The organism is Margalitia sp. FSL K6-0131, assembly GCF_038008735.1.
Taxonomy (GTDB): domain Bacteria; phylum Bacillota; class Bacilli; order Bacillales; family Bacillaceae_C; genus Margalitia; species Margalitia shackletonii.
In genome coordinates this window covers 3,619,006-3,633,580 of the sequence record NZ_JBBOZS010000001.1, presented here as the reverse complement: position 1 = coordinate 3,633,580, position 14,575 = coordinate 3,619,006, and the positions used below count along the sequence as shown (strand labels likewise).

Here is a 14,575-nt window from a genome sequence, read left to right as displayed (position 1 = left end):
TTTTTTAATGTGGAGGGCAAATAACTTGAGTGAGGTAATTGCAACATATTCCATATACGGAAAACCGAAAACATTTGATAAAAAGGCAGAAGATATTGCCTTAGGATTAACCATCGGCTCTTGGACAAATTTGCCGATTATTGAACAAGATCAGTTAAAGAAGCATAAGGGAAGAGTTATCTCCGTGGAAGAGATTAAAACTGATTCTGAAGAAAATGCCAAGGCAACGATCAAAATTGCATATCCATCCGCTAATTTTACACCAGATTTACCAGCTATATTGACTACGGTTTTTGGAAAACTCTCTTTAGACGGAAAAGTAAGATTAGTAGATTTAGAGCTAGAAGGGGATATTACTAAATATTTTAAGGGTCCGCGCTTTGGTATTCATGGTATACGTGAAAAACTGAATATATTTGACCGCCCCCTCCTTATGAGTATTTTTAAAGGCGTAATCGGCAGGGACATCCCTTTTCTAGAAAAACAGCTCCGTAATCAAGCGCTCGGTGGTGTTGACTTAGTCAAAGACGATGAGATTTTATTTGATTTAGAATCAGCACCCTTTGAAAAGCGAATTGAAATGGGGAGAAGGGTTTTGGATGATGTCTTTCAGGAAACAGGGAATCGAACCTTGTATGCTGTTAATTTAACTGGAAGAACATTGGAACTCCGAGATAAAGCTAGAAAAGCCAGAGAATTAGGTGCTGATCTTTTATTATTTAATGTTTTCACCTATGGCTTAGATGCTCTGCAACAATTGCGGGAGGACGATGAGATTGGTTTGCCGTTAATGGCACATCCAGCTTACAGTGGTGCAATAACACAATCAAAAGAATATGGTGTTTCCCATTCGTTGTTATTAGGGAAATTACTGCGATTAGCAGGTGCGGATTTTTCGCTGTTTCCATCTCCGTATGGAAGTGTAGCTTTGGAAAAAAACGCTGCATTGTCGATAGGGAAAGCATTAACGGAAGAAAGCTTTGTAAAAACGACTTTCCCAGTTCCATCCGCAGGGATTCATCCAGGATTGGTGCCGCTTCTTTACCAGGATTTTGGACTAGATAGTGTTATTAATGCCGGTGGAGGAATTCACGGACATCCTGAAGGTGCCATTGGCGGCGGAAAAGCGTTTAGGCAAGCTATCCAGGCAGTTTTACAGAATCAATCTCTCGAGGATGCAGCCTCCCAATTTTCTGAATTAAGGACAGCACTTGAATTATGGGGGGCGGCGAAGTGAAGCAACCGATAATTTTTTGTGATTTTGATGGGACGATTACAAATTCTGATAATATTATTTCGATTATGAAGCATTTTGCACCAGATGGTTGGGAGCAAATAAAGAATCAAGTACTTTCTCAAGCTGTTACGATTGAAGAGGGAGTAGGCAAAATGTTTTCCTTATTGCCGTCTGGTTATAAAGACGAAATTGTTCAATATGTAAAGCAAAATGCAACGATTCGCGATGGTTTTCAAGATTTTGTTCAATTTACAAAGTCAAAGAATATCCCTTTTTATATTGTAAGTGGAGGTATCGACTTCTTTGTTTATCCAATGCTTGAGTCATTCGGACCATTTCAAGCTGTTTTTTGCAACCATGGAGATTTCAGCAGTGAGAACATACAAATTAAGTGGCCGAACCCATGTGATGATCATTGTTCCAACGGATGTGGGTGCTGTAAAACATCTATTATTCGCAAGCTTACGAATGAGAGCCATTTTAAAATTGTAATAGGTGATTCTATAACGGATTTAGAAGCTGCTAAGGTTGCTGACCTGATAATAGCACGAGATTTTCTGGCTGATAAATGCAAAGAATTAGGTCTTCCCTATTATCCGTTCCAAACCTTCAATGATTGTATAGGTATTTTAGAAAAAGAATTGGAGGTGAGGGTATGACTATTTTAGAGGAAAGATGGAATGAACTAGCTGATATAAAGGATGAATTAGCGGTCAGAGATTGGTTCATGGGGACAAGTGGAAATCTGGCTATAAAGGTTCACGATGAACCGGTCCACTTTCTTGTAACCGCAAGCGGAAAGGATAAAAGAAAAAGAACCAGTGAAGATTTCTTGTTGGTAAATCAATATGGGAAACCTGTACATGATACATCATTAAAACCTTCTGCCGAAACACTGCTTCATTGTGAAATTTATCAAAAAACGAATGCTGGGTGCAGTTTACATGTACATACAGTAGCCAATAATGTCATTTCTGAATGGTATTCATCTGAGAAAGAGGTGGTGTTTAAGGGGCTAGAGTTAATAAAAGCATTTGATTTATGGGGAGAAAATGCCACTTTAAAAATTCCCATTATTCCAAATCATGCTCATATTCCTACATTAGCAAGTGAGTTTTCTCATTATCTTCAAGAAGATAAAGGGGCCGTTTTGATTCAAAATCATGGTATTACTGTATGGGGTAAAAATGGCTTTGAAGCGAAAAAACTATTGGAAGCTGCAGAATTTTTATTTCAATATCAACTTACCATTTTACAATTAGAAAATGTTAAATTAGGAGGAATAACATTATGACAACGATTAAGATTCAAGGTACAAACAGAGTGATTGATAATCAAGAGGAAGTAGTTGAATTCTTGCAAGATCAAGGGGTTATTTATGAAAGCTGGGATATTGCAAAGCTACCTGAACATCTTCAAGAAAAATATGTTTTATCCGAGGAAGAAAAGCAAGAAATATTGGATGTATTTAAAGACGAAATCGCGGACATTTCTGCAAGAAGAGGCTACCAGGCACATGATATTATTTCTTTGGCAGAACATACACCAAATTTAGAACAATTATTGCAAAACTTTCAACAAGAGCACCATCATACAGATGATGAGGTCCGATTTATTGTAAGCGGTCATGGTGTCTTTATTATTCAAGGTTCTGATGAGGACTTCTTTGAGGTTCATTTAAATCCTGGCGATCTTATTTCCGTACCAGAAAATGTTCGCCATTACTTTACATTATCCGAAGACCGCAAAGTGGTTGCAGTAAGAATATTTGTTACAGAAGCAGGATGGGTTCCAATTTACGAGAAAGATGAAGTAGAAGCATAAACCAAATGCGCTAGCGATAGGCGCTATTGAAATTGAAGTGCAAATTTCACCTGTAGCTAGACGTAGGACATTTTTTAAAAGCTTATCCATAGTAAATTTTTTATAATCAATGACCAGGAAGAAACTTTTCTCCTGGTCTTTTTCATTCTTCCCGATCATTGTTTTTCTTCCATTCAAGATATTTTAGCAGGTCCTTATCGATTTGTGAAAAGATCAGAGCAATAACGGCTGCATCATCAATATAACCAAATCCAAAAAGAAAATCCGGAATAATATCAATAGGGGAGATAAAATATAAAAGCCCGACTATTATCATACTAATCGTTTTGTAAGGAATATCTCGATATTCCCCGGTAACCCATGATTTTAACAGTTGAATAAGTAATGATAATTTTCTCCAAACACTCCCTAATGTCAGCTTATTATTTAAAGCTTTTCGTTCCGTACGTGAGAGAAGAATGTCAGTCCCCTTTTTATCATGAAGGTATTTTTTTGCTTCCTTATAAAAAAGCTTATATGCTATTTTTCCTAAAAGTTTTTTAATAAACATCTTATCACTCCCAATAATAGTATTTGCTGATACAGAAGAAAAATGTCGAACCAAGCTATTTTTGTCGAAAATACGCGGGAAATATGTAGAATAACAAAACTTTTTTAGAACCTTTGTCTAATATTGCGAATCTATTTACTTTTTCGTCAATACCTGCGATAATTCTCAAGTGAATTAAATAATTCGTTATTTGAATAATATTGTGGTTGAAGGAGATAGTAATGGTGTATAGTGATACAGTATCAGAAGATAGTTTTTTAAATCAAATTCAAAAAAAACGGGAAGAAATGATTGACCTTGGTAAATGTTATGGCTTAACAGATAAAAAGACAGTTGCCTGCAGTCAGCAATTGGACGAGCTTCTTAATGAGTATCATTACCTCTTCCAGGAAGGAAATGATCAAGATCAGGCAAGTATTGTGAAAGAAATGTCTTTTATTTTGTATTGTCAAACAGGGAAATCCATTTCACGTGATCAATTAAAAAGAGTGTATTAACAAGAACATAATGATGGGTCTGCTTAACAACTTACAAGAGAGTCTTCAAATGGTAATGAAATCATAAAGAAATGAACAATCATATTATACTTCAATACCACCATCAACCATTTCCTCATACATTAGAAAAGGTTATCCTTTATTTTTGGGTTAACCTTTTTTTATATTAATTTAAGAAATTACAAGATTAACTTAAGATTAAAATAAATTGACAAATATTTCTATATTCCTTATAATATCAATAATTTTATGTAGTAGGAATCAAATGCGGCAAACGCCTTGAACATCGTCGTACGTACTATTGAAATTTTCAGTGCTAATTTCACCTGAAGATTTAGGAAACAGGGAGGTAATTCAGAAACCAGTGAAATTGGCACTTGAAAATTTTCCTGATGCCCTTTCCGAATGGGAGACTAGGAGAGTATGTTAGTCGGGTTAAACGGAGACAACTTGGTTAGGCAGTTATTCGCAGAGTTAAAATGTAAATATTCCTATACGAACGAAAAGGAAATGATAATATGGAACATGATGAACAACAAGCACTAAAATTATTTATTGTTTTATCTAGAGCGTTTCGTGCCATAAATGAATATTCGAATCAATTTATTCAGAAATGCGGACTTCACCCAACAGAATTTGCTGTTTTAGAATTGTTATATCATAAAGGCGAACAGCCATTGCAGCAAATTGGCGGAAAAATTCTTCTTGCAAGTGGAAGTATTACATATGTAGTGGATAAACTAGAGAAGCGGGAGTTGCTTATTCGCGTTACATGTCCAGAAGATCGTCGTGTAACATATGCTCATATAACCGAAAAAGGGAAAGAATTAATTGCATCCATTTTTCCCGAGCATCGAAGTCGAATTCAAAAGTCGATGTCTGTGTTGAATTCGGATGAAAAGGAAATGGCAATCGAGTTATTGAAGAAAATTGGATATAATACAAGGAACTTAATCTAGGCAGGCATCTCATTTTGAGGTGCTTTTTTATGTTTAAATGAACTCGATGATGTGCAAAGTTTTTTTTATGAAATAAAGGACTTTCGCACGAGAACAGCGAATATTATGGGAGTATTCTATTATCAAGGGGTGTTAATACATATGAAATTCGAAGATTATAAATATGAAAGACCAAACATGGATGAAGTAGAGGCTGCTTTTCAATCGGAAATTGAAAAGTTTGAAAATGCAGAAAGTGCCTCAGAGCAAAGCGAAGCGATGAATCGGATTAATCAAATTCGCAACCAGCTTGGCACGATGTTTAACCTTTGCTCCATTCGTCACACTGTAGATACAAACGATGAATTCTACAAAGCAGAAAATGACTATATGGATGAAATTGCTCCTATAGTAGAGGGGTTTGTTTCGAAGTATTACCAAGCACTGGTTTCCTCTAAATTCCGTTCTGAGTTGGAAGAAAAATGGGGAACTCAGTTGTTTGCTTTAGCAGAAGCACAGTTAAAAACTTTTTCTCCTGAAATCATTCCACTTTTGCAAAAGGAAAATAAGCTTTCCTCTGAATATACGAAACTTGTAGCATCAGCAAAAATCATGTTTGAAGGAGAAGAAAGGACGCTTGCGCAATTGCAGCCATTTACGGAATCAAAAGACCGTGAAATGCGTAAAAATGCAAATGAAGCAAGATTCGGATTCTTTGCAGAGCATGAGGAAGAGTTTGATTCGATTTACGATCAATTAGTGAAAGTAAGAGATGAAATCGCAAGAACTTTAGGATATAAAAATTTCGTTGAACTTGGATATTATCGTATGGCCCGTACGGATTATAACGCAGAAATGGTTGCAAAATTCCGCGATCAAGTGAAGGATTATATTGTACCGCTTACAACGAAGCTTAGAAAACGCCAGCAAGAACGAATTGGTGTCGACTCCTTAAAGTTTTATGATGAAGGTTTTGAATATACCTCCGGAAATGCTACACCAAAAGGATCACCAGAATGGATTATTGAAAATGGCAAGAAAATGTATGCAGAGCTATCTTCTGAAACAGATGAATTCTTTACATTTATGAATGAAAAGAATTTGATGGACCTAGTAGCGAAAAAAGGAAAAGCTGGCGGCGGCTATTGTACGTACATTGAAAATTATCAATCGCCATTTATTTTCTCAAACTTTAACGGAACATCTGGAGACATCGACGTATTAACACATGAGGCTGGTCATGCATTCCAAGTTTATTCAAGCCGTCACTATGAGATTCCTGAATACAATTGGCCAACGTATGAAGCATGTGAAATTCATTCCATGAGTATGGAGTTTTTTACATGGCCATGGATGGAGCTATTCTTTAAAGAAGATACAGAGAAGTATAAATTCTCGCATTTGAGTGGGGCACTTCAATTCTTGCCATATGGTGTTGCAGTAGATGAATTCCAGCATTTTGTCTATGAAAATCCAAATGCTACCCCTGCTGAAAGAAAACAAGCGTGGAAAGAAATTGAAGAAAAATATTTGCCGCATCGTGATTATGATGACAATGATTATTTAAACCGCGGAGGCTTCTGGCAAAGACAAGGCCATATTTATAATTCGCCATTCTACTATATTGACTATACTTTGGCACAAATTTGTGCATTCCAGTTCTGGAAAAAGTCACAAGAAAACCATGAGGAAGCATGGAAAGATTATCTTCATTTATGTAAACAAGGTGGAAGCAAATCATTCACTGGCCTTGTTGCAGAAGCAAATCTTATTTCACCTTTTGAAGACGGCTGTGTAGAATCAGTGGTTGACACTATTCAAAGCTGGCTTGATCAAGTGGATGATAAAAAACTATAATAATAATAATACCACCCGTGAGGAACGGGTGGTATTATTTTGAAGGGTACTAGTGTAAATTACCCAAATAGGGCAGTTCGGTGTTAGTTTCGGTCCATTTGAAGAGAAAGTCGTACCGTTCACTTCTAATTTCGAGCGCTTTGGGCAAAATTTCGTGCCGTTTACCTCTGAGACTCCTTTTACTTTATAAAAAAAATAATGGGTTCTAACCACTAACAGTATGGTTAGAACCCATTTGTGCATTCTGAACTTAGTGTTTATTTAGCTACAACAGTAATTTTTTCTTCGTTCATCGTAGCGATTAATGATTTTTGATCAGGATGCTCAAGAATAAAATCAGTAATGCTATCTTCAAGCTGTTCTTGAATAACTCTTCGTAAAGGTCTTGCACCAAATGCAGGATGATAACCCATTTCCGCAAGTTTTTCTTTCACTTCTTCTGTAACTTCAAGAGATAATTGTTGTTCCTTTAATGTTACTTGAAGCTCAGCAAGCATGATATCTACAATTTTTAATAAATGTTCGTTTTCTAATGCTTTAAATTCAATTATACTATCGAAACGGTTAAGGAATTCGGGTTTAAAGAAGCTTCCTAATGAATCTAAAATACTAGCTTCTTTCATTGCTTCGTTGTTGCCAAATCCAACGTGAATAGGTTTTACACCAATGCCTGCATTACTTGTCATAATGATTACAGTATCTTTAAAGCTTACAGTACGTCCCTGACTATCTGTTAACCGTCCATCTTCAAGGATTTGCAAGAACATATGCTGTACATCAGGGTGTGCTTTTTCAATCTCATCTAATAGGATGATACTGTATGGGTTATGACGTACTTTTTCTGTCAATTGACCAGCTTCCTCATGTCCTACATATCCAGGAGGTGAACCGATTAATTTAGAAACACTGTGTTTTTCCATATACTCACTCATATCGAGTCGGATCATGGCATCCTTCGTGCCAAATAATTCTTCTGCAAGTGTTTTCGTTAGTTCAGTTTTACCAACCCCAGTAGGGCCGACGAATAAGAAGGAACCAATTGGACGATTTTTAGATTTAAGTCCAGCACGGCTGCGGCGAATTGCTTTAGCAACCTTGCGAACGGCTTCTTCTTGGCCAATTACTTTACCAGCTAAATGTTGTTCAAGATTTTTCATTTTTTCTTGTTCATTAGCTTGAAGCTTACCAACTGGAATACCTGTTTTCTTCTCAATGATTTCTTGGATATGAGAAGCTTCCACTATTGGTTTTACACTTTCCATATTAGATGCAAGTTGTTTTTCTAATTTTGCTTCCTCGTCACGTAATTTTGCAGCTTCTTCATATTTCTCGTTTTCAAGTGCAACTTGTTTTTCTTGATGAATTTCTTTTAAACGTGCATGAATATCTTCTTTGTTCATTACATCAATGGTTAAGTTTAATTTTGAACCAGCTTCATCCATTAAGTCAATTGCTTTGTCAGGTAAATGACGGTCTTGAATATAACGATGTGATAACTCGACACAAGCCATGATAGCCTCATCTGTAAATGAAACCCCATGGTACTGTTCATATTTTGCTTTTAAGCCATTTAAAATTTGAACAGTTTCATCTAATGTAGGCTCATTTACTTGAACTGGCTGAAATCGTCTCTCTAATGCTGCATCTTTTTCAATTTGTCGGTATTCTTTTAAAGTAGTTGCTCCGATAACTTGAAGTTCACCGCGTGCGAGTGCTGGTTTTAAGATATTACCTGCATCCATTGATCCTTCCGCAGAACCGGCGCCAACAAGTAAATGAATCTCATCAATAAATAATAAGATATTTTTTCTTCTTTGGAGCTCAGCAATAAGCTGTTTCATTCTTTGTTCAAATTGACCGCGGATTCCTGTATTAGCTACTAATGAAGCCACATCTAATAAATATACCTCTTTATTTTTTAATTTTGAAGGGACATCATTTTCCGCAATTTTTAATGCAAGCCCTTCAGCAATCGCTGTTTTACCTACACCAGGCTCCCCAATTAATACAGGATTGTTTTTATTTCGGCGATTTAAAATCTCAACCACACGCTTAATTTCTTTATCACGGCCAATGACTGGATCAATTAGTCCGGCCTTCGCCATATTTGTTAAATTACGGCCAAATTGGTCTAAGAAACCGCCGCCGCCATTTTGGGCTTCGGTTTTCACAGTTGCATTCATTTGATTCTCGGGGACGGCAAATCCTTTAAATAAATCATCAATAGAACCGAATCCGTTAAAACCACCAAATCCATTCATCATAGGCGCACCTCCTAATGGATTACCAATTTTCGATTTTTCTTGTTGATAACAAGTTGAACATAAATACATATCTTGTTGTTTTCCATTAATATTTACATGTAATTGAATATTTGATTCGTTTTGATTACATTTTTGACATAACATTCAAATCATTCCTCCTTAAAGAAAGAAAAACAATAAATTTGACATTGACTAACTTTGACTAATTAATTATAAGAAAAAGGTTTAATAGATCAAACCCTTCAAAAAAATATTTATGAATTTGATTAACAAGGAGTTATTTGACCAACTTTGACCTTGTGAAATCAGTATACATCAACCAAAACGATTTGTAAACCATTTTTGACTATTTTTGACTAATAAAATTTTCCATATACAAAATACGATTATTATTTCTTTTTCATTAATTGCTTGTCTTATTTTAGACAACTTGTACATATCTTTTAATAGTGTCGTTTATTTGAAAGGAGATGCAATGTGACTAAGTGGGTTGGTGCTTTGCAAGTTGCGGCTGTCTATGTTGGAACAGTGATCGGAGCAGGATTTGCAACTGGTAAAGAAATTGTTGAGTTTTTTACTAAATACGGTTTTGTTGGGTTTTTCGCCATATTAGCAGCGGGGTATTTGTTTATCCTTTTAGGATCAAAATTAATGGTGAAAGCAATTGATCTAAAAGCTAATTCATACGAAGAATTAAATGAATATTTGTTTGGACCAATATTAGCTAAATTCATGAACATTTTTATGATGATCATGTTGTTAGGTGTTTGTGCAGTGATGTTATCTGGAGCAGGTGCTGTTTTTCAGCAGGAATTAGCCTTAGAAAAATGGGTAGGAGTTTTTTTTACTATTGGTCTTACAATTCTAGTGATGGCCGTTGGTTCAAAAGGGATATTTGCAGTGAATACCTTCGTTGTCCCCATTATGCTTTTATTTAATTTTATTGTAATGACAAAATCAATTACTCATTGGCAATTTGTTCAATATTTTATGAATATACCAGAGGATCTTCATTTATGGAAGGCGGTTGTTTCCCCTTTTTCCTATGCCGCTTTTAATTTGTCGTTAGCGCAAGCTGTTCTTGTTCCGATTGCAGCAGAAGTAAATGATAAAAAAACCGTAAAATTAGGGGGAATCATCGGGGGAATCCTTTTAACGTTGATTTTAGTTTCTAGTCACTTTACCCTCATTACATTACCTAATGTGCAGTTTTATGAAATTCCAATGGCTGCAATTGTTAAGAGTTCCTTTATCGGCATCTATTTTATATATGTACTAATTATTTTCGGAGAGATTTTTACTTCATTAATTGGAAATATTTATGGGTTGGAAAAACAATTTAGTAAATATATTTCCATTCATCGTGGATGGATATTTACATTTATTTTAATCATTATTTATAGTCTTAGTTATTTTCATTATGGTACACTACTATCCTATTTATATCCTTTATTTGGCTATTTCAGCTTGCTTTTTGTTTTTCTTCTTTGGTTTAAGCCTTATAATAAGCTCCGTAAATAAAAAGAACCTAAGAAATGATTAATCATTTCCTAGGTTCTTTTATTTACTTATGAGATGTTGCAATAATTTTATAGTTTTTATGATTTACAACCGTTTTTTCTTCGAGGTCAAGATCACGATAGTTTTCCATATACGTTAAATCAACTATAACAGAATTTTCATTTACCTTTTCAACAATCCCTTGTAATCCATCCCTGAATTCAATAAGATTGCCCACATCGGCTTTTTTCAATGCCATCTCCCCTTATCACTAAAAGGTAATTTTATAATATTCAATCTACTTAGTTAACAGTTTGCACCATATATTAGAAAATTTCAAGTTATTTTAGTACAAAAGTATTTTATTCATCGTATTTAAATATTCAAAAAGATGACAATTTTTGTTTTATTTGTTATATTTTAATTACATTTTAATTACAAAAAAGGGGGAAATGATTTGAAGGAATACATAGTAAACTTAAAAAGTGAAATTGCAAAGGTCATCATTGGGAGAGATAAAGAGGTTGATATGATGATCGTTGCATTATTACAAGGTGGGCATATTTTGCTGGAAAGTGTTCCGGGAACAGGAAAAACATTATTGGCTAAAGCATTCGCCAGTTGTTTAAATGTTGAATTTAAACGAATCCAATTTACTCCAGATGTTTTACCAACTGATGTAACCGGAATTCATTTTTTTAATCCAAAATCTCAGGAATTTGAGCTAAAGCCAGGACCTGTTATGACTAATATTTTACTTGCAGATGAAATTAACCGTGCAACCCCAAGAACCCAATCGAGCTTACTCGAGGCCATGGAGGAAAGGCAAGTTACGATTGATGGAGAAACATTATCAATTTCTGAGCCTTTTATGGTCATCGCCACGCAAAATCCTGTAGAATCGCAGCAAGGAACCTTTCCATTGCCAGCTGCACAACTCGATCGATTTTTTATGAAACTGTCCATTGATTTTCCTTCTTTCGAAGAAGAACGAGAAATTCTAAGAAAGCATGCTGCGGATAGTGGTTTAGGAAGACTTATGTCCGTATTGCAGCCTGAGCAATTACGCCATTTGCAAAAAGAGGTTAAAAATGTACAAGTTCACGAGGATATTGAGAAATATATAATTTTAATTGCCAAAGAAACAAGAGAACATTCGTCTATAGAATTTGGAATGAGTCCAAGAGCAAGTCTTGCCTTACTAAGAGCAAGCCAAGGATATGCTTTTATTAATGGCAGAAATTTTGTCACACCGGATGATGTAAAAGCGGTTGCGCCAAATATTATCAAACACAGGCTCCATCTTACAATCGAGGCATCATTAACAAAGACCGTGGATGAAATACTAGCCGATGTAATTAACTCTGTTTCAGCCCCGGTTGAAATGGAGTATATCAAATGATTTGGGAAAAAGAGATTATCCAGGAAAAAAATGTTCTAATCATAGGACAATTAATGATCCTATTTGCTATTCTTTCGTTTATCTTCGGTTCAACCACAATCTTATTTTTGTTTATTTTTGGTTGTTTTATGTCGTTAGGAAATTATTTGTACTTAAAACTAGTGGGAAACAACTTAATATTACAAAGCGATAGGTCTACTGTCAGGTTAAATGTTGAAGACACAGATGAATGGAAATTTACCCTCGTAAATAAAGGATTGCCGATTTTAAAGGGGAATCTGCGAATTAGCTTTACAAATAAGGTGCAACCAGTAAATCATCCTTTTATTGATGTTCGTTCTATTGTGGAGGTCAATATCCCTTTTAAGGCTTGGAGAAATGAACAAGTGGACGTTATCATTCCAGTGAAAGCAGTAAGAAGAGGGGTTTCTAGAATCCATGGTATTGAAGTGAAAATTCCGCATTTGTTTGGGACAGGATTAGTGATTCTTCAAAATAAAAAAATGTTAGGAGTAAAAAAGCTAGTATTTCCCAATAGAAAGACAGTCCATACTTCTAACAAAGAATATAATTTTTTACAGGGAAGTCAACATAATCAAACATCCATCTTTTTTGATCCTTTGCAGCCTATTGGGACAAAGGAGTACCAAAAGGGAGATCCTTTTCAATATATTCATTGGAAGGCAAGTGCCCGAACACAGAAATTGCAAACAAAGGTTTTTTCACCTATTGGAGCTAGAACTTGGTTGCTGCTATTAAATGTAGATGGAAAAAAGACAGATTTGGAGGCAAGTATAAGTCATTGTGCATATCTCATTGATTATGCAGTGAGAGAAAATATCCCATTTGCATTGGCGATAAATGTAACAACCTTTGGGAAATCTTTGTATTATTTTTTAAATGAGGGAGAAGGCAGAGGTCATCGTCAAAAAGCATTTGACTTATTAGCCCATTTATCTGTTGCTTCCTTTACCATTCCATATCATTTAATGATCAAGGATATTTGCGGGAAGGGGATTTCCTATCCATATGTTATTCATATTGGTGATATCGAGCCTTCTGGTTATGCATCCCTTATAGGATTTGGAAAAAAAGGTTCACTGGTTTTTTCTGTGAAATCAATTGAGAATCAAGGGGCAATGGAACTATGGAAGTAAAATCGAGTGCTAATATTCAAATGAACTTTTTGAAAATATTTGAAGTACAAAGGCTGTTTCTTAGTGACGCGATTATTTTCGCACTTGTTCAATATGCCATTCCATATATAAATGGGAAAGGATCTATAAGTTGGAGTCTTTTAGGGATATTATTTTTGGTATCGCTTACTACTTTGTTATTTTCCCAGGGGGAAATAGAACGGTTTTCGAAAGCTTTCTATTTTTGTTCCATACCAATCATCATTATTTGTACATGGTTAGGGGACATTCCTATTTTCGAAATGTTTCTATTGTTTATCTTTTCCCTTTGGAGACTTAAGGTTTTATTTATAGAAGATGGTGATGAGGACTCCGAAAATATCCTAAGCAGTCGTTTACTGGCTACGATTTTAATTTTTATTTTCTTGTATTTTGTAGGGTTTATATCGGGTATGAAATCGAGAAATTTATTGATAATTTTTCCGGTGCTTCAAATATTCTTGTATTCATATGGGACTTTTTTTAAAAGATATATTCAAAGTTCATCTATTTCAAAAAAAACAATAGCTGCTTTTAGTAGTTTTCTCATCATTACTCCTATTGTCATATCAACAGCGGTTACCTTAATAGCAAGTGTTATTAAAAATGGACTATCCGTTATTTTTGACAAAATTTTTTGGTTTATTGTGACACTTTTAAGCCCACTGATAAGTTTCTTAAGTAATTTCATGGAAAAGAAGAATGAAGAGTACAATAACCGTATGATGGAGTCTGCGAAAGAACAGATGAAGCTCAGAATACAAAAAGGAAATTATTTGGATAATTTTCGTAGACTACAAAAAAACGACAATGAGAAAATTTATATTATAATAGGGATTGTAATTGTAGTTATCATCATCATTTCGCTAATTTTGCATTTTAAGAAAAGGAAATCCAAAACTGCGAATGTGGGAAATGAGATGAAGCAAAGTATTTTTCACAAGCTAATTGATAATCAAAATAAAAAAGACAATCATGCAAACTATTACTCAAAATCCAACCAGAAAATCCGAAAATTTGTCCGTCAATTGGAGCATTTCTCAGCTAAGCACAAATCGAAAAGACGTGGAGCTGAATCTGTAAGAGATTGGTTAAATCGACTAAATATACAGGTCTCTGAAAAATGGGTATTCATATATGAAAGTGTTCGATATGGTTCCATTCAGGTTACAGAGGAGGATATAGAGCAATTTGCTCTTGAAATGGAAAAAATAAAAAATAGGATGAAAGAGTTCCAGAAAAAATAAATTTTTTCATTAGATTATTCATAACTTATTAGGGGCAGGAAATATTAACCTTAAGCAACAGGATTGAATTCTAACATGGTGGAT

The 14,575-nt window shown here is 34.9% G+C and carries 14 protein-coding genes; 11 read left to right on the top strand and 3 right to left on the bottom strand.

Annotation, left to right across the window (positions count from 1 at the left end):
• The first annotated feature begins 25 nt into the window (after window positions 1–25).
• From NSQ59_RS17790 to NSQ59_RS17775, 4 genes are read left to right on the top strand one after another with little or no spacing between them, the layout of a single operon-like run.
• Window positions 26–1,237, top strand: coding sequence for a 2,3-diketo-5-methylthiopentyl-1-phosphate enolase (locus NSQ59_RS17790; protein ID WP_055740626.1), 1,212 nt, complete (start codon window positions 26–28; stop codon window positions 1,235–1,237).
• Complete coding sequence (locus tag NSQ59_RS17785; RefSeq protein WP_055740625.1) at window positions 1,234–1,896, top strand: 2-hydroxy-3-keto-5-methylthiopentenyl-1-phosphate phosphatase; 663 nt, start codon at window positions 1,234–1,236, stop codon at window positions 1,894–1,896. The genes NSQ59_RS17790 and NSQ59_RS17785 overlap by 4 nt, the downstream gene beginning before the upstream one ends.
• Window positions 1,893–2,531, top strand: coding sequence for a methylthioribulose 1-phosphate dehydratase (locus tag NSQ59_RS17780; protein ID WP_055740624.1), 639 nt, complete (start codon window positions 1,893–1,895; stop codon window positions 2,529–2,531). The genes NSQ59_RS17785 and NSQ59_RS17780 overlap by 4 nt, the downstream gene beginning before the upstream one ends.
• Window positions 2,528–3,061, top strand: a complete 534-nt coding sequence (locus tag NSQ59_RS17775; RefSeq protein WP_055740623.1) for a cupin domain-containing protein — start codon at window positions 2,528–2,530, stop codon at window positions 3,059–3,061. The genes NSQ59_RS17780 and NSQ59_RS17775 overlap by 4 nt, the downstream gene beginning before the upstream one ends.
• A gap of 142 nt (window positions 3,062–3,203) precedes the next feature.
• Here NSQ59_RS17775 and NSQ59_RS17770 read toward each other — a convergent pair whose 3' ends face one another.
• Window positions 3,204–3,611: a YkvA family protein gene (locus tag NSQ59_RS17770; protein ID WP_055740622.1), complete on the bottom strand. Its 408-nt coding sequence runs from the start codon at window positions 3,609–3,611 to the stop codon at window positions 3,204–3,206.
• A gap of 221 nt (window positions 3,612–3,832) precedes the next feature.
• Here NSQ59_RS17770 and NSQ59_RS17765 point away from each other — a divergent pair, with 221 nt between their 5' ends.
• The 3 genes from NSQ59_RS17765 (at window position 3,833) to NSQ59_RS17755 (ending at window position 6,903) form a co-directional block, all read left to right on the top strand.
• Complete coding sequence (locus NSQ59_RS17765) at window positions 3,833–4,108, top strand: aspartyl-phosphate phosphatase Spo0E family protein (protein ID WP_055740621.1); 276 nt, start codon at window positions 3,833–3,835, stop codon at window positions 4,106–4,108.
• 518 nt (window positions 4,109–4,626) lie between these two features.
• Entirely contained in the window at window positions 4,627–5,067 is a 441-nt protein-coding gene (locus tag NSQ59_RS17760) for a MarR family winged helix-turn-helix transcriptional regulator (protein WP_055740620.1), read from the top strand.
• Between the two features lie 141 nt (window positions 5,068–5,208).
• The gene (locus NSQ59_RS17755; RefSeq protein ID WP_055740619.1) at window positions 5,209–6,903 is read left to right on the top strand and encodes a M3 family oligoendopeptidase; all 1,695 of its coding nucleotides are present in this window, start codon (window positions 5,209–5,211) and stop codon (window positions 6,901–6,903) included.
• A 257-nt stretch (window positions 6,904–7,160) separates the two neighbouring features.
• Here the strand turns inward: NSQ59_RS17755 and NSQ59_RS17750 are convergent, their stop codons facing one another.
• Window positions 7,161–9,311, bottom strand: a complete 2,151-nt coding sequence (locus NSQ59_RS17750) for an ATP-dependent Clp protease ATP-binding subunit (RefSeq protein ID WP_055740618.1) — start codon at window positions 9,309–9,311, stop codon at window positions 7,161–7,163.
• Between the two features lie 333 nt (window positions 9,312–9,644).
• Here NSQ59_RS17750 and NSQ59_RS17745 point away from each other — a divergent pair, with 333 nt between their 5' ends.
• Window positions 9,645–10,688 carry a YkvI family membrane protein gene (locus NSQ59_RS17745; RefSeq protein ID WP_055740617.1) on the top strand — a complete coding sequence of 348 codons (1,044 nt, stop codon included), beginning with the start codon at window positions 9,645–9,647 and terminating at the stop codon, window positions 10,686–10,688.
• Between the two features lie 43 nt (window positions 10,689–10,731).
• On the opposite strand, the gene NSQ59_RS17740 is transcribed toward NSQ59_RS17745, so the two are convergent.
• Window positions 10,732–10,920: a YkvS family protein gene (locus NSQ59_RS17740; RefSeq protein ID WP_055740616.1), complete on the bottom strand. Its 189-nt coding sequence runs from the start codon at window positions 10,918–10,920 to the stop codon at window positions 10,732–10,734.
• 204 nt (window positions 10,921–11,124) lie between these two features.
• Between NSQ59_RS17740 and NSQ59_RS17735 the strand changes: the two genes are divergently transcribed.
• Genes NSQ59_RS17735 through NSQ59_RS17725 form a run of 3 tightly spaced genes read left to right on the top strand, consistent with a single transcriptional unit; the run spans window position 11,125 to window position 14,491 of the window.
• The gene (locus tag NSQ59_RS17735; RefSeq protein WP_055740615.1) at window positions 11,125–12,069 is read left to right on the top strand and encodes an AAA family ATPase; all 945 of its coding nucleotides are present in this window, start codon (window positions 11,125–11,127) and stop codon (window positions 12,067–12,069) included.
• On the top strand, window positions 12,066–13,226 hold the full coding sequence (locus tag NSQ59_RS17730) for a DUF58 domain-containing protein (RefSeq protein WP_055740614.1): 1,161 nt from the start codon (window positions 12,066–12,068) through the stop codon (window positions 13,224–13,226). The genes NSQ59_RS17735 and NSQ59_RS17730 overlap by 4 nt, the downstream gene beginning before the upstream one ends.
• Window positions 13,217–14,491: a hypothetical protein gene (locus tag NSQ59_RS17725; RefSeq protein WP_055740613.1), complete on the top strand. Its 1,275-nt coding sequence runs from the start codon at window positions 13,217–13,219 to the stop codon at window positions 14,489–14,491. The genes NSQ59_RS17730 and NSQ59_RS17725 overlap by 10 nt, the downstream gene beginning before the upstream one ends.
• Window positions 14,492–14,575: the final 84 nt, after the last annotated feature.

Bases quoted from the DNA above. Each gene is read 5' to 3' on its own strand.
- NSQ59_RS17780 (WP_055740624.1), top strand. From the start codon at position 1,893: ATGACTATTTTAGAGGAAAGATGGAATGAACTAGCTGATATAAAGGAT.
- NSQ59_RS17775 (WP_055740623.1), top strand. From the start codon at position 2,528: ATGACAACGATTAAGATTCAAGGTACAAACAGAGTGATTGATAATCAA.
- NSQ59_RS17770 (WP_055740622.1), bottom strand. From the start codon at position 3,611: ATGTTTATTAAAAAACTTTTAGGAAAAATAGCATATAAGCTTTTTTAT.
- NSQ59_RS17765 (WP_055740621.1), top strand. From the start codon at position 3,833: ATGGTGTATAGTGATACAGTATCAGAAGATAGTTTTTTAAATCAAATT.
- NSQ59_RS17760 (WP_055740620.1), top strand. From the start codon at position 4,627: ATGGAACATGATGAACAACAAGCACTAAAATTATTTATTGTTTTATCT.
- NSQ59_RS17755 (WP_055740619.1), top strand. From the start codon at position 5,209: ATGAAATTCGAAGATTATAAATATGAAAGACCAAACATGGATGAAGTA.
- NSQ59_RS17750 (WP_055740618.1), bottom strand. From the start codon at position 9,311: ATGTTATGTCAAAAATGTAATCAAAACGAATCAAATATTCAATTACAT.
- NSQ59_RS17730 (WP_055740614.1), top strand. From the start codon at position 12,066: ATGATTTGGGAAAAAGAGATTATCCAGGAAAAAAATGTTCTAATCATA.
- NSQ59_RS17725 (WP_055740613.1), top strand. From the start codon at position 13,217: ATGGAAGTAAAATCGAGTGCTAATATTCAAATGAACTTTTTGAAAATA.